The organism is Qipengyuania thermophila (assembly GCF_004153605.1).
In the GTDB taxonomy this organism is placed as follows: domain Bacteria; phylum Pseudomonadota; class Alphaproteobacteria; order Sphingomonadales; family Sphingomonadaceae; genus Qipengyuania_B; species Qipengyuania_B thermophila.
In genome coordinates, this window is sequence record NZ_SDSI01000007.1 from 63,217 (window position 1) to 86,061 (window position 22,845).

Consider the following 22,845-nt stretch of genomic DNA (forward strand, 5'->3'; position numbering starts at 1 on the left):
GGTCGCGCCGCCCGTTGCGCCAGCGTGCCTGCCTCCGGCGGACCCCGCGCCGACCGCTTCACCCGCGGCGGGCGCGGATGACCGCCACCCCTACCGCTATGGCGACGGATGCGATCAGGAACGCCGGAGGAAAGCTGGGGCCGCTGCTTCGCGCCCCGGCGATGCGGTCGTCGGCCAGCGTGATCAGCCAGTTGCCGAAGTGGATCGCCGCCAGCAGCAGGACAAAGGTAAGCGCGACGGCGCGCGGCGCCGTGGCCTGCCAGCCCGTGCCGCGCGCCACGATGCGCAGCAGGCGGGACGCCACCCAGACGAGCACCACCGTCCAGGCTGCCAGCAGAACGAGGCCGAGGAGCACCGTGCCGAGGGGCAGCAGTCCGGTCACGGGATCAGCCTGTCACATCCCTGTCGAGCCGAAGCCACCGTCGCCCCGCTGCGTGAGCGGCACGCTGTCGACGACGCGCCACGCCGCGCGGACAACCGGCGCGAGCACAAGCTGGGCGATCCGCTCGCCACGCCGGACGATGAAAGGTTCGGTGCCGTGGTTGATCAGGATGACCTTGAGCTCGCCGCGGTAGTCGGCGTCGATCGTGCCCGGCGTGTTCGGCACCGTGACGCCATGACGCAGCGCCAGCCCCGAGCGGGGCCGCACCTGCACCTCGTAGCCGTCGGGGATCGCCAGCACCAGCCCCGTGGCCACGGCATGGCGCGCGCCGGGCGCCAGTTCCACCGTCTCGGCCGCGGCGACATCCATTCCCGCGGCGCCGGTCGTGGCGTAGGCCGGAAGGTCCAGTCCCTCCGCATGGGCGAGGCGGCGCACCGGCACCGTCACCGATTGCTCGTCCAGCGGTGTCATGCGGGCGCCACGGCCGCCGCCGCCCGGGCAACCAGCACGCGGGCCACCTCGAGCTTCGACATCTCGTCGAAGCTTTCCGTGCCTTCGGCCGTGATGAGGCTGATCGTGTTTCGCGTGCCGCCCATGACGTCCGTCGACACGTCGTTCGCCACGATCCAGTCCGCGCCCTTGCGCTTGCGCTTGCTGATCGCGTTGGGAATGACATTCTCGGTTTCGGCGGCAAAGCCGACCAGCAGGGCCGGACGGGCGCGGTTGGCCGCGACGCTGGCAAGGATGTCGGTGTTCTCCGTCAGCATGAGGGCAGGCGGCGCCGACCCGCGCTTCTTCATCTTTTCCGGCGCGACGTGCGCGGGTCGCCAGTCCGCCACCGCCGCGACCATGAAGGCGATGTCGGCGGGAAGAGCCTGCTTCACCGCGGCTGCCATCTCTTCCGCCGACTCGACGTCAATGCGGTCGACGCCGGGCGGCGTGGGCAAGGCGACCGGCCCGGCGATCAGCGACACGCGGGCGCCGGCCGCAGCGGCCATGCCGGCGATGGCGAAGCCCTGTCGCCCGGAAGAGCGGTTGGCGAGGAAGCGCACGGGATCAATGGCTTCCCAGGTCGGACCGGCGGTCACCAGAACATGACGCCCTTCGAGCGGCCGTTCACCGCCCTCGGCGTCGAAGATGAACGTCTCGTGCGGCTGGGACAGCCCGCCCGCGCCGGCTCCGCTCTCGTCCAGCGGCTCGGGCGCCGCGGCGCCGGACCCCGTGCGCACCATGTGGTTGAGCGCCTGGCGGTCGGTCGGGGGGGCGGCGAACGCCTGTCCCTTGCGCGCCAGCAGCGGGGTGTCGCCGGCGTGGGAGAGCCTGTCCTCCGCACCGGGTGACGCGACGCAGTCCGCGCCGGGCCAGGGATCCGCCTGTGGGTCGGCTCCGGACCAGGGGTCGCCCGCCCCCTCGCCGTCCGGCGTGTCGAACCCCAGAGGCTGCGCCCGCCGCGCGGACCGCGGGATGATGGCGGACAGAAGACTGCCCAGCCCGCCGCGCGGACGCCCGTCCTCGGCTTCTTCGCCCTCCTCGCTCTCTTCGGCCTCTTCCGGCTCCAGCGCCTCGGCAGCCAGATCGTCGATCGTGAGCGCGGGCGCCTGCGGCCCGGAGAGCGCAGCGCCAGCCGGGAGCAACGGCTGCGGAAGGCCAAGCTGCGCCGCCAGCGCGGCCCAGATTTCGTCCGGCTCCGGCAGACGGCCCGGACCGGTTTCCCCGCACGCCATGCTCCCCTCGGCGGGATCGAGCACTGTCACCCCCGCGTCGCGCAGGCGGTCCACATTGCGGCGGGTCGCCTCGTGCTGCCACATGCGCACGTTCATCGCCGGCACCGCGACGACGGGCTTGTCCGTGGCAAGGATCAGGGTGGTGGCGAGATCGTCGGCGATGCCGGCCGCCATCTTGGCGAGCAGATCGGCGGTGGCCGGGCACACGACGACCAGATCCGCCTCGCGCGAGAGCTGGATGTGCCCCATCTCCACCTCGTCCTTGAGGTCGAACAGGCTGGTGTAGACGCGGCTTCCCGACAGCGCGGCCAGCGCCATCGGGGTGACGAACTGCTGCCCTCCCTGTGTCACCACGCAGGTCACATCCAGCCCCGCGCGGCGGATCAGGCGCACAAGCTCGCACGCCTTGTACGCCGCGATGCCGCCACCGACCACCAGCAGGATGCGCCTTGCCCCGCCTGCTCCCTCGAACAGGGGCCCGGCCTCGTCCGTCCCGCCCGTGTCGGTGATCATCTCTGTGCCCATTCCTCTCACCACCTGCCCGCCCGGTCGCCTCCGCCCTGCCCGCAGCGCCGGCGCAGTGCGGTCGCCATGGCCAGCATCAGGGGCAGCATGGCTGATAAGGCGTTAAGCTTAGCGCCGTGCGAGAGAACATGGTTAACAAGTCACTTCTGACCTGTCGATGCGCCGCTCAGCCGATGAAGCCCTGGAGAGCGGCGAGCCAGGCGGCACCGGCGCCTGCCGCGGCCGCAAGCACCAGTGGCCAGGTGCGGCGCTGCCGGCGGCGGCGTTCCCAGATCAGCTCGACCTTGGGCACTGGCGGCGGCTCGGGCGCGCCCCCGCGCGGCGGGTACAGCTCTTCCAGGCGACGCAGCAGCGCCGGCAGGCGCGCAAGCGTTTCGGCGCCTTCGCGCAGCCGGCGGGCGATCACCGCTTCCGGCCCCAGTTCGTCGCGCACCCAGCTGCGCACGAACGGGCCGGCCACCTCCCACATGTTGATTTGCGGGTCGAGCTGCGTCGCGACGCCTTCGACCATGACCATCGTCTTCTGAAGCAGCAGCAGATGCGGCTGGGTCTGCATCTCGAACTCGCGGGTGATGGCGAACAGCCCGTCGAGCATCTGGCCGACGGACAGCTCACTGACCGGCTTGCCGCGCATCGGCTCGCCCACGGCGCGCAGGGCCGTGGCGAATTCCTCCACCGAGTGGTGGCTCGGCACGTACTGGGCCTCGAAATGGATCTCGGCCACGCGCCGGTAGTCGCCGGTGGTCAGGCCGTAGAGGATTTCCGCCAGCCACACCCGCGCCTGCCGGTCGATCCGGCCCATGATGCCGAAATCGATGGCGACGATCGTGCCGTCGGGCTCCACGAACAGATTGCCCTGGTGCATGTCGGCATGGAAGAATCCGGCCGTGATCGCCTGGGTCAGGAAGGTGAGCACCAGCGTGCTGGCGAGTGCGGGCAGGTCGTGCCCGGCGGCGCGCAGCGCGTCGGTGTCGCTGATCTTGATGCCGTCGATCCACTCCGAGGTCAGCACCCGGCTGTTGGTCCGGTCCCAGTCGATCTGCGGCACGCGGAACCCCTCGACCGCGACCATCGCCTGCGCCAGTTCGCTGGCCGCGGCCGCTTCGCGCCGGAAGTCCAGCTCGCGGGCGGTCCAGCGCTTGAAGTTCGCAATCACCAGCCGCGGCCGCAGCCGCCGGGCCTCGCCGCCAAAGGCCTCCAGGTGCGCGGCCGCCCACTCGTAGGTGTCGATGTCCCGCCGGAAGCGTTCGGAGATCCCCGGCCGCAGCACCTTGACGGCGACATCCCGGCCATCCGTCGTGACGGCGCGATGGACCTGCGCGATCGACGCCGCCCCGACCGGCACCGGGTCGACCGACCGGAACAGCGCCTCGACAGGGCGGTTGAAGCTCGTCTCGATGACCTGCTCGATGGCCGCGTAGGGCACGGGCGGCAGGCTGTCCTGAAGGCTCAGGAGATTGCGCGCGGCCTCGTCCCCGACAAGATCGGGCCGCGTCGCCAGCGTCTGCCCGAGCTTGATGGCCGCCGGCCCGATGGCCCGGAACGCCCCGGCATAGTCCGGCTGAGCCGGCTGTCGGGTGCCAAGCCGCGCCAGCCTGACGAGGCGGCGGACAGGATCGGGCGTGCTCGGGTCACGCTCGATGCCCCGGAGCGCGCCGTAGCCCGCGAGGGTCCGCCCCCAGCCGAGCAGGCGCAGGATGTGCGTCACAGGGCGGGTCATCGCGCCCGCCGCCCGGCTGCGCGGCAGGCCGCCACGATGCGCCGCGCCGCGTCCGCCATGGCTCAGACCTTCCAGCCGGAATGGATGGCGACGAGTCCGCCCATGATCGGCTCGACGCGCACCTGCCCGAACCCGGCGTCGCGGATCATTCCGGCGAACCGCTCCATCGGCGGAAACCGCCGGATCGATTCGACCAGATAGCGGTAGCTGTCCTCGTCCCCCGCGATCGCCTTCCCCAGCCGCGGCACGACCTTGGCGGAGTACAGGTCGTAGGCCTCGCTGACGCCCGGCCACGTCAGCGTCGAGAACTCCAGGCAGAAGAACCGCCCGCCAAAGCGCAGCACACGGTGCGCCTCGGTCAGCGCCTGCTCCATCCGGGTGACGTTGCGGATGCCGAAGGCGATGGTGTAGGCATCGAAGCTCGCGTCGGGGAACGACAGCGCTTCGGCGTTCTGGCGCGACCAGACGAGCGTCTCGAGGCCCCTGCGCGCCGCCCGCTCCCTGCCGACATCGAGCATGTCCGGATTGATGTCGGCCACCGTGACCCGTGCCCCGCGGCGCGCCATGCGGAAGGCGATGTCGCCCGTGCCGCCGGCCATGTCGAGAATGTCCTCGCCGGGCCGCGGCTTCACACGGCTGACGAAGCGCGACTTCCAGGCGCGGTGCAGGCCGCCCGACATGGCATCGTTCATGAGGTCGTAGCGGCCCGCCACGCTGCTGAACACCGCGCCGACGCGCCGCGTCTTCTCCTCGGGCGAGACTTCGGCGTAGCCAAACGAAACAGTGTCGCTCATCGCCGCTCGCCTTAGGGGCAATTGCCCGCCCCGCAAAGGGTGATACAGCACGCGTCATGCCCGAGCTTCCCGAAGTCGAAACCACGGTGCGCGGGCTTGCCCTGCATCTCGACGGCCGCCGCATCGAGCGCGTGCGGGTCCTGCGCGAAGGGCTGCGCTACCCGTTTCCCCGCGACCTCGCCGCGCGTCTCACCGGCGCCCGCATCACCGGCCTTGGCCGGCGCGCGAAATACGGGCTCATCCATGGCGACCGGGGTGACACGCTCGTGTTCCACCTCGGCATGAGCGGGCGCTGGCGCATCGACCCGTCGGCGGGGGACCGGCACGATCACCTCCTCATCGAGGCGGAGGGCCGCACCTTTGCGCTCAACGATCCGCGCCGCTTCGGTTTCGTCGATCTGGTCGGAACGGAGGGGCTCGACCGCTGGACCGGGTTCGCCCGACTGGGACCCGAACCGCTCGGCACCGGGTTCACGCCGGCGCACCTGCGGACGGCGCTGAGCGGGCGGCGGCAGGCGATCAAGCTGGCCCTGCTCGACCAGCGGATCGTCGCCGGCCTCGGCAACATCTATGTCTGCGAAGCGCTGTGGCACGCGCGGGTCAGCCCGCTGCGGCCGGCGGGCGCGGTGTCCGCCGCCGCGCTCGGCCGGGTGGTCGCCGCCACGCGGCTGGTGCTGGAGCAGTCGATCGCGGCGGGCGGCTCCACCTTGCGCGACTTCCTGCAGCCCGACGGCGCGCTCGGCTACTTCGCCAGCCGCTTTTCCGTCTATGGCCGCGAGGGCGAGCCGTGCCTGCGGCCACGCTGCGGCACCGTCGTGCGGATCGTGCAGGGCGGCCGAAGCACCTGGCATTGCCCCCGCTGCCAGCGGTGAGGGGCACGCGTGAGGCCGGCTTGACGGGCGCGGCGCGAGCCGGTAACGGCGAGCACTTGCGGCGGTCCGACCGTCCGCTCCCACTCGCCCCATCAAGCACAGGACGATCGCCCGCAGGCGGTCGATGACGAAGGACTGACATGGCCAACACGCCGCAGGCACGCAAGCGTATCCGTCGCAACCAGTCGCGCGCTGCCATCAATTCCGCGCGGGTGAGCCGGATCCGCACGTTCGTGAAGCAGGTCGAAAGCGCCATTGCCGCCGGCGACCGCGAGCAGGCGGCGGCAGCGCTCAAGAAGGCGCAGCCCGAGCTGGCGCGTGGCGTGGCGCGGGGTGTGCTGCACAAGAACACCGCGGCGCGCAAATACTCCCGCCTGACCAAGCGCGTCGCCGCGCTCTGACGCCGACCGGCGCCGCTGCGCGCCTGTCTCTGTCACTGAAAGATCTCTGACCGTGCGCAGCGGCTCCGCCCATGGCGAGAGCCGCTTTCGCGTGTCAGGCTGTCACATGGCACCTTCGCTCGACCGGATCGGCAATGCCCCCGGCGCGCCGCCGATTCGTGCCTCCTTGCGAGCCTGAAGTCTTTGCAAAACAGCAATTTAGATTGACTTCTGCGGGTCTCGCGGTGTCAAGCCGCATTATTTCTGTTTTTTTACGCCGATGCTCTTGCCGGCTGTCGCGCCGGCGACCTACAACCCCGCTCGAGACGCATGGCCGGGAGCATCGCACGGGTGATCCGGTCGGCCATGGCGGCCTCACGCACAATCCGGGGGACGTGATTCGGCATCGCACGGGGGTGGGATGCAGGATGAAAAAACGCGCCCGCCGCACGGAACGAGCCGAGAGGAGCGAGGGGAGCTTCATGACCAGCCAACGCCCAGGACATGCTGCCCGGCCGGTGTCATCGGCATGCGCGGAGGACGAGCAGGAAACTGTCGCCCTCGCCGCGGACTGGGCGGACATCAGCCTCGGTCTGCGCAAGGATCTGGGTCAGCAAGCGCACGCGCAGTGGATCAAGCCGATCCGCCTCGGCGGGTTCTGCGCCGAGACGGGCACCCTCGAGCTTCATCTGCCTACCGAATTTTCCGCCGACTGGGTGCAGCGCAAGTTCCACGACCGGCTGGCGCTGGCGTGGAAGATCGCCCGCAGCGAGGTGCGGCATCTCAAGATCACGGCTCAGCCGGGACGACGCCAGACTCACGAGCTTCAGATTTCGGTCGCCCCGCACGGCGGCGCGGATCAGCCGGTGGTGCCGCTGCGCGCGGGAGACGCGCCGGCAGAAAGCTTCACCGCAGCCGCGAGCCTCGATCCCACCCTCACCTTCGCGGCCTTCGTCACCGGCGAGGCCAATGTGCTGGCCTGCAACGCGGCGCAGCGCATGGCCGCGCCCGAGCCGCCGCAGTTCGCGCCGCTCTACCTCAAGGCCGCCACCGGTCAGGGCAAGACCCACCTGCTGCACGCCATCGGCCACGCGTTTCTGCAGACGCATCCGCGGGCGCGGATCTTCTACTGCTCGGCCGAACGGTTCATGATCGAGTTCGTGCAGGCGCTGAAGGCGCAGCAGACGCTGGAGTTCAAGTCCCGCCTGCGGTCCTTCGACCTGCTGCTGGTCGACGACATCCAGTTCATCATCGGCAAGGCCTCGGCGCAGGAGGAACTGCTGTACACGATCGACGCGCTGCTGGCCGAGGGCAAGCGGCTCGTGTTCGCCGCCGATCGCGCGCCGCAGGCGCTGGACGGGGTGGAACCGCGCCTGCTCAGCCGCCTGTCGATGGGGCTGGTCGCGGACATGCAGGCCGCCGACATCGACCTGCGCCGCGCCATTCTCGAATCGAAGCTGACCCGGTTCGCGCCCCTGTCCGTGCCGGACGATGTGATCGACTATCTCGCCCGGACCATCACCCGCAACATCCGCGAGCTTGTCGGCGGGCTCAACAAGCTCATCGCCTACGCCCAGCTCACCGGCCAGGAGGTGTCGCTGCAGCTTGCCGACGAGCAGCTGTCGGACATCCTGTCGGCCAATCGCCGCCGGATCACCATTGACGAGATCCAGCGCACCGTGTGCCAGTTCTACCGCATCGACCGCACGGAAATGGCATCCAAGCGCCGCGCGCGCGCGGTGGTCCGCCCGCGCCAGGTGGCGATGTACCTCGCCAAGGTGCTGACCCCCCGCTCCTATCCCGAGATCGGCCGCAAGTTCGGCGGACGCGACCATTCCACCGTGATCCATGCGGTGCGCCTGATCGAGGAGCTGCGCGTGCGCGATGCCGACATGGACGGCGACGTGCGCAGCCTGCTGAGACAGCTGGAATCCTGACCCGCACGAGCTAGGAAGGCGGCCATGCCCCTGCCGCCCGACCGCCTCGAGCGTTTTGCCCGTCACATCGTCCTCCCGGAGATCGGCGGCGCGGGACAGGTCGCGCTCGCCAGCGCTCACGTCGCGCTGGTCGGGCTTGGCGGCATCGGCTCGCCGGCGCTGCAGTATCTCGCGGCTGCGGGAGTCGGCCGGCTCACCCTGATCGACAGCGACACGGTCGATGCCAGCAATCTCCAGCGCCAGACCATCTTCACCGAACGGGACGTCGGCCATGGCAAGGCCGTGGCGGCGCGCCGCTGGCTGGCCAATTTCGACCGGCAGCTGGATGTCGGGGTCAGCGATTCGCGCCTGACGCGGGACAATGCCGCCACGCTTCTCGCCGGCGCGGCGCTGGTTCTCGACGGGACCGACACCTTTGCCACCCGCCTCGCGGTGTCGGACGCCTGCGTCGCGCTGGAAGTGCCGCTTCTCTCCGCCGCGGTGGGGCGGTTCCAGGGACAGGTCGGCGCCTTTGCCGGACACCTGCCGGAGCAGCCCTGCTACCGCTGCTTCGTCGGCGACGCGTTCGACGCCGAGGATTGCGACACCTGCGCGGAGGACGGCATGCTCGGGGCGATGGCGGGCTGGACCGGCAGCTTCGCGGCCCTGCTTGCGGTGCGCGTGCTGGTCGCGGCGCACTCGCTCGCCTTCGCCCGCCCGCCGTGGGGCCGGCTGCACGTGCTTGACGGGCTGGCACCGGCCATGCGCCAGATCCGCATCAGCAAGGATCCCGCCTGCCGCACCTGCGGGTCGGGGGACTAGCCTTCCGGCCGCGCCTGTGCTGCATTCGCGCCGACACGGATGACGGAGCGGGAGCGGAGATGCGACACGCGCTTGGAACCATGGCGATCGCCATGGCGATGATGGCCACCCTCGGCGGCGCGTCGGCACGGGCGCAGGAGTGGACCCTCGTGATCCATGGGGGCGCCGGCGTCATCGAACGCGAGCGGATGACTCCCGAACGCGACGCGGCTGTGCGGGCGGCGCTGAACGCGGCGCTGGCGGCGGGCGGAGCGGTGCTCGACGGCGGCGGCTCGGCGCTCGACGCCGTGGAAGCGGCGGTGCGCGTGCTCGAGGACGACCCGAACTTCAACGCCGGGCGCGGCGCCGTGTTCACCGCGGACGGCACGAACGAGCTGGACGCCGCGATCATGGACGGCCGGTCGCGGGCGGCGGGCGCGGTGGCCGGCGTGACGGCGACCCGCAACCCGATCAGCCTCGCCCGCGCGGTGATGGAGCGCAGCGGGCATGTCATGCTGATCGGCGCCGGGGCGGACGCCTTCTCGCGCGCCGAAGGGCTGGAGCAGGCCGCACCAGAGTGGTTCGCCACGCCCGAACGGCGTGAACAGCTCGAACGCTGGCGGGCGGCGCAGCAGCAGGGACAGCGGCAGTCCGCCCTCGCGTTCGACCCCGACCACAAGTTCGGCACCGTCGGCGCCGTGGCGCGCGACAGCGCCGGCAACCTCGCCGCCGCGACCTCCACCGGCGGGGTGACGGGCAAGCGCTGGGGCCGCGTGGGCGATGCCCCGTTGATCGGCGCGGGCACGTTCGCCGACGCGACCTGCGCCGTATCGGCGACCGGCGCGGGCGAGTTCTACATCCGCATGAACGTCGCGCACGAGATCTGTGCGCGGGTGCGGCTGTCGGGCGACCCGGTACAGCAGGCGGCCGATGCCGTTCAGGCGGAGACGCTCCAGCTTGGGGGTAGTGGAGGCGTGATTGCACTGACGGCGGATGGCGCCCACGCCTTTTCGTTCAACACGCCGGGCATGTACCGCGGGGTGGCGCGGCGGGGCGCGGCGGCGACGGTGGCGATCTATGGGGACGAGTGACACTCCGTCCGGTCGCGGCGCACCTCCCCGCCCCGCCTTTTGATCGGCACCGCCATGCCATGGATGACCGCAGCACTGTATCTTGCCGCAGCCCTGTTCGAGATCGCCGGCTGCTTTGCAGTCTGGATGTGGTGGCGGCTCGACCGCACGCCGCTGTGGCTGGTGCCCGGCATTGCCAGCCTGTGCCTGTTCGCCTGGCTGCTGACCCTGGTCGACGCCGATCACGCCGGACGCACCTACGCCGCCTACGGGAGCGTCTACATCCTCTCGGCCATTCTCTGGCTGTGGGGGGTGGAGCGCGTCCGGCCGGATCGCTGGGACCTGATCGGCGTCGCCGTCAGCCTCGTCGGTGCGGCCATCATCCTTTACGGTCCGCGGCCCCGCTGACATGCGGCCGCAACGACGCGTTAGGCCTTCAACACCTCCTCCACCCACGCCGGCACCAGCTCTCCCGCCCGGCCCAGTCGTGTCTCGTCGAACAGCGCCGATCCCTCGCTCTCCTCGAGGTTCAGTTCCAGCGTGCGTGCGCCCCAGCGGCGCGCCTCGGCGACGAAGCCGGCGGCCGGGTACACCGCGCCGCTGGTGCCGATCGACACGAACAGGTCCGCCTGCTGCAGGGCGGTGTAGATGCGCTCCATCCCGTAGGGCATCTCCCCGAACCACACCACATCGGGTCTGAGCGCCGCGCACCCGCAACCCGGACAGGCCGGCCCGGCGCCCAGCGCCCCGGTCCAGCGATGCCGCTCCCCGCAGGCGGCACACAGGGCGCTGAGCAGCTCGCCATGCATGTGCAGCAGCCGCCGGGCGCCCGCGCGTTCATGCAGGTCATCGACATTCTGGGTGACGATCAGCAGCGCGCCCGGCCACTCCGCGTCGAGCCGCGCCAGCGCCCGGTGCGCCGGGTTCGGCTTGGCCCGCTGTACCGCAGCCCGGCGCGCGTCGTAGAAGCGGTGGACAAGCGCCGGGTCGCGTCGGAAACCCTCCGGCGTCGCCACATCCTCGATCCGGTGCTGCTCCCAGAGCCCGTCGGCGGCGCGGAACGTGTCGATCCCGCTCTCCGCGGAAATGCCCGCGCCGGTCAGGATGACGATGTTGCGAAGTGGCCGCATGGCGGCCATGAAGCACAGGGGAGAGGGCTGGCGCAATGGCACGGATCGGCATCATCGGCAGCGAAGGGCGCATGGGGCGCGCGATTGCGGCCATGCTCGCGGATGACGGCCACGATCTTGCCGGCGGGGTCGATCGCGGCGGCGATGTCGCCCGGCTGGCGGACGGGAGCGACGTGCTCGTCGATTTTTCCAGCCCCGGCGCGCTTCAGGACAACCTCTACGCGGCGATCGGCGCCGGAATCCCGATCCTGATCGGCACCACGGGCCTCGAGGAGAGTCACCATCAGGCCATCGACCATGCCGCCCGGGCCGTTCCCGTGCTCCAGACCGGCAACACTTCGCTGGGCGTGACGCTGCTCGCGCATCTGCTGCGCGAAGCGACGGCACGGCTGGGCGCGGACTGGGATGTCGAGATTGTCGAGATGCATCACCGGCACAAGGTCGACGCACCGTCCGGCACGGCGCTGCTGCTCGGCGAGGCGGCGGCACGCGGACGGGGCATCGTCCTGGCGGAGCACAGCGAACGGGGACGGGATGGGCACACCGGCGCCCGCCGCCCGGGAGCCATCGGCTTTGCCTCGCTGCGCGGCGGGACCGTCGCCGGCGAGCACAGCGTGATCCTTGCCGGGGAAGATGAACGGCTGATCCTCTCGCACCACGCCGAGAACCGCCGGCTGTTCGCCCGCGGCGCGGTGCGGGCCGCGCAGTGGCTGATCGGCCGGCCGCCGGGACGCTACGGCATGGAGGACGTGCTGGAGCTGTGACGCGGCACGACGTGCGCGAGTTCTTCCGGCGGCTGGCCGGGGCCGAGCCGGAACCCCGGACCGAACTCGAGTACGGCAATGTCTACCAGCTGCTCGTCGCGGTGACTTTGTCGGCACAGGCGACGGATGCGGGGGTAAACCGCGCCACGCGGGCGCTGTTCGCGCAGGTCGCGACACCTCAGGACATGCTCGCGCTGGGCGAAGAGCGGCTGCGCGACCACATCAGGACCATCGGCCTGTTCAACAGCAAGGCGAAGAACATCATGGCCGCGGCGGCCATGCTGGTGGACGCGTTCGGCGGAGAGGTGCCCACGACGCGCGAGGCGCTGGTCCGCCTGCCCGGCGTCGGGCGCAAGACCGCCAACGTGGTGCTGAACTGCGCGCTGGGGCACGACACCTTCGCGGTCGACACCCACGTGTTCCGCGTCTGCAACCGCACGGGACTGGCGCCCGGCCGGACGCCCGAGGCCGTGGAAGCCGTGCTCGAGAGGCGGGTGCCGGACCCCTACCGGCGCCACGCGCACCATTGGCTGATCCTCCACGGGCGGTATGTCTGCAAGGCGCGGGTGCCGGAATGCTGGCGCTGTCCGGTGGCGGATCTGTGCCGCTATCCGGCCAAGGTGCAGGAGAAGCCCGCCGCCCGCCGCGTCTAGACGTCGTCGGCGCTGACCAGCTCGGCGCGGTTGATCTCGCCCGTCATCGACGCAACCGTCGTCGCCACCGCGGCGTCGCCGGTCACGTTGGTGGTCGTGCGCATCATGTCCATGATCCGGTCCACCCCGGCCACGAAGGCGATCGTCTCGAGCGGGACACCCACCGCCCCGAACACCAGCGCCATCATGATCAGGCCGGCGCCCGGAATGCCCGCCGCTCCGATCGCCCCGAGCGTCGCGAGGATCGAGATGAGGAAATACTGCCCCCAGGTCAGGTCGACGCCGAAGACCTGCGCGCCGAACAGGGTGGCAAGGCCCAGATACATGGCCGTCCCGTTCATGTTGATGGTCGCGCCAAGGGCGATGACGAAGCTGGCGACGGACGGGCTGATGCCGAGGTTGCGTTCCGCGCAGCGCAGCGTCACCGGCAGGGTCGCGTTCGAGGAAGCCGTGGAATAGCTCACCGCCATGGCGTCGATGATGCCGCGGAAGAAGGGGATCACCGGCATCCGCGCGAGAAACTTCACCATGCCGGTGTAGATGAGCCCGATGATCAGCAGGCAGCCGAGATAGTTGAGCCCCACGAGCTGCGCGAGGGCGAGGAGCGCATCGAAGCCGAGCGTGCCCGCCACCCACGCCATCAGCGCGAACACCCCGAACGGCGTCAGCTCCATGACGATCATGGTCACCTTCTGCATGACGACCGAGCCGGAATCGAACACCCGCTGCACGGGCGCCCCGTCCTCGCGTGCCATCAGGATGCCGATGCCCAGCAGCACGGAGAACACGATCAGCGGCAGCACCGCCACGTCGGCCATCGCCTGCACCGGGCTTTGCGGGATGATCGACAGCACCATGTCGCGCCAGCTCGTCTCCTGCGGTTCGGGCACCGGCCCCATCTGCAGCGCGCTGGTGTCCACGCCCACGCCAGGGGCGAATACCGTGCCGAGCAGCAGGCCGAGCCAGACCGCCATCTGCCCGGTGACGACGAACAGCAGCATGGCGCGCCCGCCGACCTGGCCGAGCTTGCCAAGGTCGCCGATCGCCGCGACGCCGGAGACGAGGCTGAAGAAGATCAGCGGCACGACCAGCATCCTGATCGACGCCACGAACACGTCGCCGACGATCTTGATGCTCTCCGCCCCCGGACCCCACAGCCGTCCGACGATGATGCCGAGGACGAGCGCGGCGATGACCCGCTTCCACAGCGGAATGGCTAGCCATGTGCGGAACATCGTGATTTTTCCTCCCCAGCGCTGCGGACGCTTGCGCGTTTGCGGCGCAGCGTCAAGCGCGCAGAGCGGCGCGCGCGATGTCGGCGTAGATGGCGGCAAGGACGCGCAGGTCGTCGATCGCCACCGCCTCGTCCGCCTTGTGCATGGTGGCGTTGACGAGCCCGAACTCGATCACCGGACACACGCTGCGCAGGAAACGGGCATCGGAGGTTCCGCCGCTGGTCGACAGCTCGGGGCGGATGCCGGTGTGCGCCTGCACCGCGGTGCTGACCAGATCCGAGAACGCTCCGGGCGGAGTGAGAAACGGCTCGCCCGAGACGATCGGGAGCGCGGTTCCGCCGTGTTGGGCGGCGATGGCCGCAATCCGCTCGGCCAGCGCGGCGCCGGTGTGCCGGTCGTTGAACCGCACCGACACGCGCGCCCGCGCCCGCGCCGGAATGACGTTGGTGGCCGCGTTCCCGACCTCGAGGTCGGTGATCTCGAGGTTGGAGGGCTGGAACCACTCGGTCCCCGCATCCAGTTCCATCGCGTCGAGTTCGGCCAGCATCCGCACCAGCCGGCTGACCGGGTTGTCGGCAAGGTGCGGATAGGCGACGTGTCCCTGAACGCCGTCCACCGTGAGCCAGACGTTGAGCGACCCGCGCCGCCCGATCTTCACCGTGTCGCCCAGCCGGTGCACGCTTGTCGGCTCGCCGACGAGGCACAGGTCCGGCCGGATGCCGCGCTCCTGCAGACGCGCGATGAGGGCCCGCGTGCCGTGGATGGCCGGACCTTCCTCGTCCCCGGTGACAAGGAACGACAGGGTGCCGGCGTCGTCCGGCACCTGCGCCGCCGCCGCCACCATGGCCGCGACCGCCCCCTTCATGTCGACCGCGCCGCGCCCGTACAGGAGGCCGTCACGCTCCACCGGCACGAAAGGGTCGCCGCGCCACCCCTCGCCGGGGGGAACCACGTCGACATGGCCGGCAAAGGCGAAGTGGCGCGCGCCGGGCGGTCCGGCGCGCACGGCGAGGAGGTTCTCCACCGGGCCGTCCGGCTCCTCGCCATCGTGCGTGCGTTCGACCGCAAACCCCAGCGGCCGCAGCATCGCCTCCAGCGTGTCGAACACCGCCCCGCGCGCCGGCGTGACGGACGGCGCGGCGATGAGCCGCCGGGCAAGGTCGAGTGCGTCAGCCATGGTCCGCGCCGCCTAGCAGGGTGGGCCGTCCGGACAAGGGCGCACCCGGCAGGCGCATGCCGGCGCCGGGGATGTCCGCATTCAGCGCGCCGCCGCCGGCGCCGACAACGCCGCGTCCAGCAGCTCGGCGATGCGCAGGCCCGCCTGCGTGATCCGGCGTTCGGCGACCGGCAGGGCGCGCTCGATCGTCTCCTGGCTCAGCGCGGTTTCCTGCGGCAGTTCGTCCTCGCAGGGGGGGCGGCCGAAAGCCTCCGGATAGACGAAGTCGCGCGCGGTCTGCCAGCTTTCGCGCCCCCAGTCATCCGGCCGGCCTCCGCCAAGGGCGCGGCGCTCCTCCCCGGTGAACCGCCGCGTCAGCGCCGGCCGGGCCGAAGTGATCGCCCGCTCGGCGATGGGCCCGTCCCATGCCCAGTGCAGGTTCAGGCCGGGGATGATGCCGTAGGTCACCCGCCGGTCGTTGCCGCCCCGATCCTCGCGGTCGCCGGAATGAAGCGGCATGTGCACGTCCCCGGCAAAGTGAACCATGAAGGCCAGCGCCTCCAGCCGGATGTTGCCGGGCAGGCTGCGGTCGGCGAGCAGCCGGAAATTGCGCTCGATCTGCGCCGTCACGCAGTTGCCGCTGGCGCAGTTGGCGCGCGGGTTGAACGGCTCGCAGATCGGCGCGGTGCGGTAGTGCCACGGGAAGGTGTAGGCCCAGCGCGGCGCATTGCCGCGCAGGCAGTCGGGCCAGTAGGACGCGTCCTCGAGATCGGCGAGCGGACATTCGGGCGTCCCGAGCAGCGGCGCATGGCGCCAGAGGGCCGCCAGTTCCGCGCGCGTCCGGGGCGCGATGTTCTCCATGGCGATGGCCGCCGTGGTGCGATGGCCGAACTCGCCCCAGGCGCTCGCCGGACCGGCGGCAGTTACCGCGACCAGCAGGGCCGCGACCGCCCGCATCACTGCTGCCATCATTGCTCCCGCCCCACTTCGTATTGTTCGAGCACCCATTCCTCGCTCTCGGCCGCGCTGATCCAGTTCTGCATCCAGACATGCTCCCAGATCGCCTCCATGTAGGCGTGGGCAAATCCCGGCACGCCGATGCGATAGGTCAGGAAACGCGTCACGACGGGAGCGTAGAAGATGTCGGCCGCGCCGAAGGTGCCGAACAGGAACGGCCCGCCATGACCGAACCGGGCGCGGGCCTCGGCCCAGAGCTGAAGAATGCGCACGATGTCGTGCCGCACCGCGTCGGGCAAATCTGGCAGGTCGACCCGCATGCGGATGTTCATGGGACAGTTCTGCCGCAGCGCGTGGAAGGAGGAGTGCATCTCCGCCACCATCGACCGGGCCAGCCCGCGCGCCACCTCGTCCCTGGGCCAGAACCGGTCGCGTCCGACCTTGTCGGCAAGGTAGTCGAGGATGGCGAGGCTGTCCCACACGACAACGTCCCCGTCCCACAGGATCGGCACCTTGCCGCTGGAGGGTTGCAGACCCTGATCCTGCGCCCGGCTCCACTCCTCGCCGAACAGCGGCACGGTGATTTCCTCGAACGGCAGACCCGACTGCTTGGCCGCCAGCCAGCCGCGCAGGGACCAGCTCGAATAGTTCTTGTTGCCAAGGATCAGCTTCATGCCCGTGCCCTGCTCGTTGCGTCCATTCTGCACCCCCCTGCCGGCCCGCCACCCCTGACGTCAGGTCCGGGCGTCCTCCAGCACCGCCGCACGCAGGGCGCCGATGCCCAGCTTCGTCTCGGCGCTGGTGACGTGCAGCACCGGATGGGCGGCCGGATGGGTCCGTGCTTCCTCGGAGGTACGGGCGATCACGGCGTCGAGTTCCGCCCGGCTGACCTTGTCGGCCTTGGTCAGCACGATCCGGTAGCCGGCCGCCGCCTCGTCCAGCATCCGCAGCATCTCCCGGTCGACATCCTTGAGGCCGTGGCGGCTGTCCACCAGCACCAGCGTGCGGGCCAGCACCGCCCGGCCGCGCAGATAGGTTCGCACCAGCTGCTGCCAGCGTTCGACCACGCGGACGGGCGCCTTGGCGAAGCCGTAGCCGGGCATGTCGACGAGGCGGAACAGGGCCGGCTCCCCCACCTCGAACAGGTTGAGTTCCTGCGTGCGTCCCGGCGTCGTGGACGCGCGGGCGATGGCCCGCCGCCCCGTGAGGGCGTTCAGCAGCGACGACTTGCCGACATTCGACCGCCCGGCAAACGCGATCTCCGGCACGGTCGGTTCGGGCAGGAACTTCAGCTGCGGCGCCGACAGGAGAAACGCGACGCGGCCGGAGAACAGCCGGTCCGCGGCGCGGATCGCGGCGCCCGCGCCCTCGTCGTCCGCGCTCACGTGCTCTCCTGCCGCGCGCGGGCCGAGGCCTTCTCTTTCTCGAGCCGCTCCTTCTCCGCCGCTGCCTTGAGCTGCGGGTGCCTGGAATAAAGGTAGCTCTGCTGCGCCACGGTGAGGATATTGGAGGTCACCCAGTACAGCAGCAGCCCGGCGGAAAACGGCGCCATCACGAACATCAGCACCCACGGCATGATGGAGAACACCTGCTGCTGGACAGGGTCCATGGCCGTCGGGTTGAGGCGGAAGGTCAGCCACATGGTGACGCCGAGCAGCACCGCCAGCGGCCCGATCGCGAGCAGCGTCGGCACCTCGAAGGGGAGCAGGCCGAACAGGTTCAGGATGTGCGCCGGGTCGGGCGCGGAGAGGTCGCGGATCCAAAGCACGAAGGGCTGGTGGCGCATCTCCACCGCCAGCAGCAGCACCTTGTAGAGGGCAAAGAAGATCGGGATCTGGATCAGGATGGGCAGGCAGCCGGCGAGAGGGTTCACCTTCTCGTCCCGATAGAGCGCCAACAGCTCCTGCTGCATCTTCGGCTTGTCGTCCTTGTACCGCTCCTGCAGCGCCTTCATCCGCGGCTGCAGCGCGCGCATCGCGGCCATGGAGGCGAACTGCTTCTGCGCAATGGGGAACATCAGCCCGCGCACCAGCACGGTGAGCAGGATGATCGCGACACCGAAATTGCCGACCAGCTCGAACAGCCACAGCAGCAGCCACAGGATCGGCTTCATGAACCAGTAGAACCAGCCCCAGTCGATCGCCTTGTCGAACTGGGCGATGCCGAGCGTCCGCTCATACGCCTCGAGCACGCGGCTCTCCTTGGCGCCGACGAACACGCGGGTGGTGACGGTGAGCTGCTGCCCCGGCGGCAGCGTCTGCGGCTGGTAGATGAGGTCGGCGCGGAAGAGGCTGTCGCCAAGTCCGCGGAAGCTGCCCTCCACCCGCGCGCGCGGGTCGGGGACGAGCGCCGACAGCCAGTACTGGTCGGTGAAGCCGATCCAGTCCGGGCGCCCTGCCGGCACGTTCACCGCGCCCCGGCCGAGATCGTCGTACTCGACGGCATAGCTGACTACGCCGCCAAACGCCCCGATGGGGCCGGAATGGATGTTCCAGATGTCCGGCGTGGCGGTGGCGCTGGTCCGGGTGATCGCGGCGAAGGGCTGCGTCACGATGGCGGCCGCGCCGCCGTTGGCCACCGTCTGTTCGGCGGTGATCATGTAGTTTTCGTCGACGGAGAAGCGGATGGTGAACACCTCGCCCTGCGCGCCGCGATGCGTCAGCACGACGGGGCTGCCGGGAGCCAGAGGGCCGCCCGACCGCTCCCACAGCGTGTCCGCGCCGGTCGCCACCTGCCCATTGACCAGAAAGCCGAGGCGCGCGAACTGCTGCACTGGACTGTTGGCCGGGGCGAACAGGCGCACCGGACTGCTGTCACGGGCGATCGACTGCCGGTGATCGACGAGGGTGATGTCGTCGATCTGCGCCCCTTGCGCGTTGACCGACCCGGTGATCCGCGGCGCTTCCACCGGCACGCGGACGGGCGCCGACAGGGCGGTGGCAAGATCGACCTGCCGGTTCGCCTGTCCCGGCGTGTCGATCCCCGGCGTGCGCACCGCCGCCCGTTCGGCCGGGGTGTCGGCCGGCGGCGATGCGGCGATCGGCGCCATGGCCTGCGGATAGAAGAACCGCATGGCGGCATCGTAGCCGAGGAGAAGCAGGCCGCAGAGCAGGACGGCCACGATGAGATTGCGCTGATTGTCCAACGTCGCGTCGATCCTGTCAGCCGGAGCGCGGGCTATTCCTGATCCCGGCCGGCGCTGTCGTTTCGGGCGCACCCGCGGTGCGGTTCTGACACGGGCACCGGATCATACCCGTGCCCACCCCATGGATGGCAGCGCATTAGCCGCTTCGCCGCCAGCCATCCACCCCGAATCACGCCGTGCCGCTCGAGCGCTTCCACCGCGTATTGCGAGCAGCTGGGAAGATAGCGGCAGGTCGGCGGGAGAACCCGGCTCGGCCCCCACTGCCAGAGGCGCACCAGAGCGATGAGAAGCGCCTTCACCGGTCGCTCCGCAGCCGGGCGTCGCCGGACGCCGACCGGCGCCCCGCGCCCGGCCCGGGCCGGCGCGGCGGATCGCCCCGCCCCCGCCGGGCGCGCTCCAGTGCGTCCAGAAGTTCGGCGCGCATCTGCCGGAAATCCCGCTCGACGCCGCCGGCCCTGCCGATGAGGACATGGTCATGCCGGTCGAGTCCTGCCTCGGGCAACGTCTCCCGCGCGAGGGCGCGAAGGCGTCGCTTCATGCGGTTGCGCTGCACCGCGTTGCCGATCTTTTTGGTGACGGTGACGCCGACGCGGCTCACGTCCAGGGCGTTCGGATGCGTGAGCAGGACAAAGCCAGGCTTGGCCACGCGCACGCCAGCATTCGCCGCGACGAAGTCGCGCCGTTTGCGGATGGTTTGAAGTGCGGGCGGCAGGGGTGGTCCGCCGGACGAGTCAGGAACTTGCCGGGACGACCGCGATCATCCGGCCTGCCGGTTCAGGCGCAGAGCGTCTTGCGTCCGCGGCGACGACGCGCGCGCAGCACCTTGCGGCCGCCCGGAGTGGCCTTGCGCGCGAAAAAGCCGTGGCGGCGCGCACGCACGAGATTGCTGGGCTGAAAAGTGCGCTTCATCTGTCTATCCCCGGACCGGCGCGCTCAAGGGGCCGCCGACTGCTGCATCGTTTCCTGAGGCAAGTGCCAAGCACGCGGGCTTTCCGCGCGCAACATCTGGGCGGGCGGCTACTAGAGGCGCGCCGGCAAGTCAAGCGCCACGGTGGCGGTGCGCTCCTGCCCCGCGGGAGCCGCCGGACCATGCGGATCGCGCCAGGCAAGCTGCAGCTCGATGCGCACCGGCCTCAGGTGCCCCGCGGCGCCCGTTCGATCGACCGGTCCGCCTGCCCAGCGCGGTGGCTGTGCGGGTGCCGGCGCGCTGCCACCCTCCGGAAGCCATCGCGCCATCTCCGCCCCGCTGAGCCACAGGGCCTCGGCGTGGGAGACGGAATTGGTGAAGGCGTAGAAGGCGCGGGCGGCGCCGTCGCTCATCCCCATGTCGCGGTAGTAGTCGAGATACTGGCGGTTCGGCGCGGCATCGGCGGCAAAGTGCCGCGCCTCGCGTCCGTGCGCATCCTGCCACGAATGGACGGCAAACCGCGCGCCCGCCGCCAGCCGGCGCTCGCGTCCGGCGAGAAACAGGTCCACCGCGCCCGACCGCACGGATCCGTGAGACGGCACCTGCATCGCCAGACCCGCGGCGCGGATCATCCGTCCCAGCTTCAGGTTGGCGCGGTCGTTATAGGTGCCCGGACAATCCACCATGTCGATCTGGCGCAGGCCCGGATGGAGGCGCAGCATCGCCGCAAACTGCGCCGGCGTGTCGGCATCCGTCGCCCCGACCATCTCGGCGCGCACCCCGTCGATGACGCGGAACGGTCCGAAGCGGCTGGCCGCGGCGCGCTGATGCGCGTCGAGGACGAAAGCGTGGGCGGGAAAGCCGCCGCCCCGCCAGCGGACATGGTCGAGCGCCGCAAGCGCCAGCGAGGCGTTGACGGCGCCGGCCGTGCCGGCAACCGCCGGCAGCGACCCCGATGAAGCGTGGACCGGGCCGGCGCCCAGAGCACCGGCAGCGAGCAGCGTGAGAAGCCAGCGTGCCATGGCTCCGTTTGTCCGCGCAAAAGGTTGACGTTCCCTAAAGGCTGTTTGCCGCGCCCGCGTTCACCATGTTTGCTCGCCAGCGGGCAACTGCCCGCCGCTATCGCTGCGGCCCCATGCGGCCGCTCGTGCGCCGGCGAACGAACGGAAGGCTTCACGGTGGTCACCCTCGTCAGAACAGTCGCCTATCTCGGGCTTGAGGCGAACTTCCTTGCAAATACTATGCGAGAGTGCTTGGGGAGGGCAGCGAAACACTCTTCTCTATCAGTAGAAAAAGAGGCCGCATGATCAACTCTCATACTTTGATTAGGAGCTTACCTACTATTGCACGCACATCCCTTGCCTTTATCGCAAGACTTCTCCTTGGCGATGCAGCTGTCGCCACAAGCCTTGCCCTTGCTACATACTTTACAGCAAGTATTTGACCCCGTGACTAATGCTGCGTGACAAGGCGCGACCGGACTACCCGCGAACGCACACGCAAACGCAACAGCAAGAGCAATTTTGACCATTTTAACAATTTAAAGCTACAGCGTCTTTAGAATCAAGCAGAAAGTCAATCGTGATGCTTCTAGAGTTTATCTTGGCAGCGACAATCGTTCCGAGCGGGCAGGTGTTTGCCTGCACCCCCATCGCCGTGTGGGACGGTGACGGTCCGGTTTGGTGTGCAGAGGGTCCACGAGTGAGATTGGCTGGAATTGCTGCGCGAGAAACAGACGGAAGCTGTCGAAGAGGTCACCCCTGCCCACCCGTTTCCGCTGCGGCTTCGAAAGCCGCCCTGATCCGCCTCCTGGGCACCCCGACGGGCACAATGCCGAGTGGGCACACACGGATTAGCGGTCCCACCTTACGGTGTGTATCGGACGGCCAAGCAGGCGGAAATAGAACCGCCGCCTGGTGTGTCTCGCCCAGATTTGGCGACATCAACTGCGCGATGGTTAATGGCGGGTGGGCGGCCAAATGGCAAAGATATTGGCGTGGCCACAATTGTAACAGTGAACAGTGAGCTGAGAGAAACAAGAATGGAAAACTCTGGCACCATTGGAATACAAAGCAGGAAATTGCATATTAGTCTATTTATGAAACTTTGGAAGTCTGCTATCGTTGTAGGCATCATAATAGTTGCGTACATCCTAGGGTACGACAATGGCCTAAATACCTTAGTCGATCAACGGGATCAGGATATACATGAGCACGCTTTTTACGGAGAAGCGCAAGGCGTCATCACCGGAGATGAAGAAGGTGCTATCTCTGATAATTCTAGAGACGAGGAGGCGTTAGTATCGGACGAGACTTCGCTATGCCTTTCGTATGGATATGAGTGCTCTAACATTCCTGACAGGTTGTACTCAGTCTACGGGAATAGTGTACGTGAGAATCTTAAAGCCGCTGGACAATCGCATCTAGCCCAAGATGCTAATTATAATGACGAATATGCATTTGATGGTGAGCACCGCAATCTTCGTTTTATTCCTTCACCTGCACCGTCTACTGCTATAAATGCAATTCCAATTACGACTAATAGCTATGGGAGATGTGCAGAAAATGGAAGCTGCTATGGTGACATAAGTGAGATTACAGGCAATCCGAAAACGATTGAAGTACAGGGTTACTATAGAAGTGACGGTACTTATGTCAGAGGTCATTTTCGAAGTAAATAAAATTGCCCGGAATAAGTAGATATGGGCTTAAGAA

General features: G+C 69.2%; 25 protein-coding genes. 9 read left to right on the forward strand and 16 right to left on the reverse strand.

Going from position 1 to position 22,845, the window contains the following annotated elements; translation table 11 throughout:
- Positions 1 to 58: 58 nt before the first annotated feature.
- The 5 genes from ETO60_RS10825 to ETO60_RS10845 all read right to left on the reverse strand — a co-directional run bounded on the left by ETO60_RS10825 (position 59) and on the right by ETO60_RS10845 (position 5,145).
- Positions 59 to 382 carry a hypothetical protein gene (locus tag ETO60_RS10825; RefSeq protein ID WP_130005593.1) on the reverse strand — a complete coding sequence of 108 codons (324 nt, stop codon included), beginning with the start codon at positions 380 to 382 and terminating at the stop codon, positions 59 to 61.
- A 12-nt stretch (positions 383 to 394) separates the two neighbouring features.
- Positions 395 to 853 (reverse strand): dUTP diphosphatase, encoded by a 459-nt coding sequence (gene dut, locus ETO60_RS10830; protein WP_130005595.1) that lies wholly within the window; start codon positions 851 to 853, stop codon positions 395 to 397.
- Positions 850 to 2,619, reverse strand: coding sequence for a bifunctional phosphopantothenoylcysteine decarboxylase/phosphopantothenate synthase (locus tag ETO60_RS10835; protein WP_130005597.1), 1,770 nt, complete (start codon positions 2,617 to 2,619; stop codon positions 850 to 852). The genes dut and ETO60_RS10835 overlap by 4 nt, the downstream gene beginning before the upstream one ends.
- Before the next feature lie 178 nt (positions 2,620 to 2,797).
- A complete protein-coding gene (ubiB, locus tag ETO60_RS10840; RefSeq protein ID WP_130005599.1) occupies positions 2,798 to 4,351 on the reverse strand; it encodes a 2-polyprenylphenol 6-hydroxylase in 1,554 nt (517 codons plus the stop codon).
- A 62-nt stretch (positions 4,352 to 4,413) separates the two neighbouring features.
- Positions 4,414 to 5,145 carry a class I SAM-dependent methyltransferase gene (locus ETO60_RS10845; protein ID WP_130005601.1) on the reverse strand — a complete coding sequence of 244 codons (732 nt, stop codon included), beginning with the start codon at positions 5,143 to 5,145 and terminating at the stop codon, positions 4,414 to 4,416.
- Between the two features lie 56 nt (positions 5,146 to 5,201).
- Here ETO60_RS10845 and mutM point away from each other — a divergent pair, with 56 nt between their 5' ends.
- From mutM to ETO60_RS10875, 6 genes are all read left to right on the forward strand, one after another.
- A complete protein-coding gene (gene mutM, locus ETO60_RS10850; RefSeq protein WP_130005602.1) occupies positions 5,202 to 6,017 on the forward strand; it encodes a bifunctional DNA-formamidopyrimidine glycosylase/DNA-(apurinic or apyrimidinic site) lyase in 816 nt (271 codons plus the stop codon).
- 140 nt (positions 6,018 to 6,157) lie between these two features.
- Entirely contained in the window at positions 6,158 to 6,418 is a 261-nt protein-coding gene (gene rpsT, locus ETO60_RS10855) for a 30S ribosomal protein S20 (protein ID WP_130005604.1), read from the forward strand.
- A gap of 461 nt (positions 6,419 to 6,879) precedes the next feature.
- Positions 6,880 to 8,334, forward strand: a complete 1,455-nt coding sequence (dnaA, locus tag ETO60_RS10860; protein WP_130005606.1) for a chromosomal replication initiator protein DnaA — start codon at positions 6,880 to 6,882, stop codon at positions 8,332 to 8,334.
- 24 nt (positions 8,335 to 8,358) lie between these two features.
- Positions 8,359 to 9,135, forward strand: coding sequence for a HesA/MoeB/ThiF family protein (locus tag ETO60_RS10865; protein WP_199798879.1), 777 nt, complete (start codon positions 8,359 to 8,361; stop codon positions 9,133 to 9,135).
- Positions 9,136 to 9,194: 59 nt separating this feature from the next.
- Positions 9,195 to 10,205, forward strand: a complete 1,011-nt coding sequence (locus ETO60_RS10870) for an isoaspartyl peptidase/L-asparaginase family protein (protein WP_390612821.1) — start codon at positions 9,195 to 9,197, stop codon at positions 10,203 to 10,205.
- Between the two features lie 63 nt (positions 10,206 to 10,268).
- Positions 10,269 to 10,592, forward strand: a complete 324-nt coding sequence (locus ETO60_RS10875; protein WP_199798880.1) for a YnfA family protein — start codon at positions 10,269 to 10,271, stop codon at positions 10,590 to 10,592.
- 20 nt (positions 10,593 to 10,612) lie between these two features.
- Here the strand turns inward: ETO60_RS10875 and ETO60_RS10880 are convergent, their stop codons facing one another.
- A complete protein-coding gene (locus ETO60_RS10880) occupies positions 10,613 to 11,314 on the reverse strand; it encodes an NAD-dependent deacylase (protein WP_130005610.1) in 702 nt (233 codons plus the stop codon).
- A 35-nt stretch (positions 11,315 to 11,349) separates the two neighbouring features.
- Between ETO60_RS10880 and dapB the strand changes: the two genes are divergently transcribed.
- Positions 11,350 to 12,078: a 4-hydroxy-tetrahydrodipicolinate reductase gene (dapB, locus tag ETO60_RS10885; RefSeq protein ID WP_130005612.1), complete on the forward strand. Its 729-nt coding sequence runs from the start codon at positions 11,350 to 11,352 to the stop codon at positions 12,076 to 12,078.
- Positions 12,075 to 12,731: an endonuclease III gene (nth, locus tag ETO60_RS10890; protein WP_130005614.1), complete on the forward strand. Its 657-nt coding sequence runs from the start codon at positions 12,075 to 12,077 to the stop codon at positions 12,729 to 12,731. Before dapB ends, nth begins: the two co-directional genes overlap by 4 nt.
- On the opposite strand, the gene ETO60_RS10895 is transcribed toward nth, so the two are convergent.
- From ETO60_RS10895 to ETO60_RS10940, 10 genes are all read right to left on the reverse strand, one after another.
- Positions 12,728 to 13,966: a dicarboxylate/amino acid:cation symporter gene (locus ETO60_RS10895; RefSeq protein ID WP_130005616.1), complete on the reverse strand. Its 1,239-nt coding sequence runs from the start codon at positions 13,964 to 13,966 to the stop codon at positions 12,728 to 12,730. The two genes, nth and ETO60_RS10895, sit on opposite strands and share 4 nt — an antisense overlap.
- A gap of 52 nt (positions 13,967 to 14,018) precedes the next feature.
- Positions 14,019 to 15,143, reverse strand: coding sequence for a succinyl-diaminopimelate desuccinylase (gene dapE / locus ETO60_RS10900; protein ID WP_130005618.1), 1,125 nt, complete (start codon positions 15,141 to 15,143; stop codon positions 14,019 to 14,021).
- A gap of 81 nt (positions 15,144 to 15,224) precedes the next feature.
- Positions 15,225 to 16,091 carry a S1/P1 nuclease gene (locus ETO60_RS10905; RefSeq protein ID WP_234026460.1) on the reverse strand — a complete coding sequence of 289 codons (867 nt, stop codon included), beginning with the start codon at positions 16,089 to 16,091 and terminating at the stop codon, positions 15,225 to 15,227.
- Entirely contained in the window at positions 16,091 to 16,753 is a 663-nt protein-coding gene (locus ETO60_RS10910; RefSeq protein ID WP_130005622.1) for a glutathione S-transferase family protein, read from the reverse strand. Before ETO60_RS10910 ends, ETO60_RS10905 begins: the two co-directional genes overlap by 1 nt.
- Before the next feature lie 60 nt (positions 16,754 to 16,813).
- Complete coding sequence (gene yihA / locus ETO60_RS10915) at positions 16,814 to 17,464, reverse strand: ribosome biogenesis GTP-binding protein YihA/YsxC (RefSeq protein WP_130005624.1); 651 nt, start codon at positions 17,462 to 17,464, stop codon at positions 16,814 to 16,816.
- Complete coding sequence (yidC, locus tag ETO60_RS10920; protein ID WP_130005626.1) at positions 17,461 to 19,224, reverse strand: membrane protein insertase YidC; 1,764 nt, start codon at positions 19,222 to 19,224, stop codon at positions 17,461 to 17,463. Before yidC ends, yihA begins: the two co-directional genes overlap by 4 nt.
- A 32-nt stretch (positions 19,225 to 19,256) precedes the next feature.
- On the reverse strand, positions 19,257 to 19,523 hold the full coding sequence (gene yidD, locus ETO60_RS10925; RefSeq protein ID WP_130005628.1) for a membrane protein insertion efficiency factor YidD: 267 nt from the start codon (positions 19,521 to 19,523) through the stop codon (positions 19,257 to 19,259).
- A complete protein-coding gene (gene rnpA, locus ETO60_RS10930; protein ID WP_234026463.1) occupies positions 19,520 to 19,936 on the reverse strand; it encodes a ribonuclease P protein component in 417 nt (138 codons plus the stop codon). The genes yidD and rnpA overlap by 4 nt, the downstream gene beginning before the upstream one ends.
- 62 nt (positions 19,937 to 19,998) lie before the next feature.
- A complete protein-coding gene (gene rpmH / locus ETO60_RS10935) occupies positions 19,999 to 20,133 on the reverse strand; it encodes a 50S ribosomal protein L34 (RefSeq protein WP_130005632.1) in 135 nt (44 codons plus the stop codon).
- A 111-nt stretch (positions 20,134 to 20,244) separates the two neighbouring features.
- Positions 20,245 to 21,153: a hypothetical protein gene (locus ETO60_RS10940; RefSeq protein ID WP_130005635.1), complete on the reverse strand. Its 909-nt coding sequence runs from the start codon at positions 21,151 to 21,153 to the stop codon at positions 20,245 to 20,247.
- A 992-nt stretch (positions 21,154 to 22,145) separates the two neighbouring features.
- Between ETO60_RS10940 and ETO60_RS10950 the strand changes: the two genes are divergently transcribed.
- Positions 22,146 to 22,811, forward strand: a complete 666-nt coding sequence (locus ETO60_RS10950; RefSeq protein ID WP_130005637.1) for a hypothetical protein — start codon at positions 22,146 to 22,148, stop codon at positions 22,809 to 22,811.
- Positions 22,812 to 22,845 lie beyond the last annotated feature (34 nt).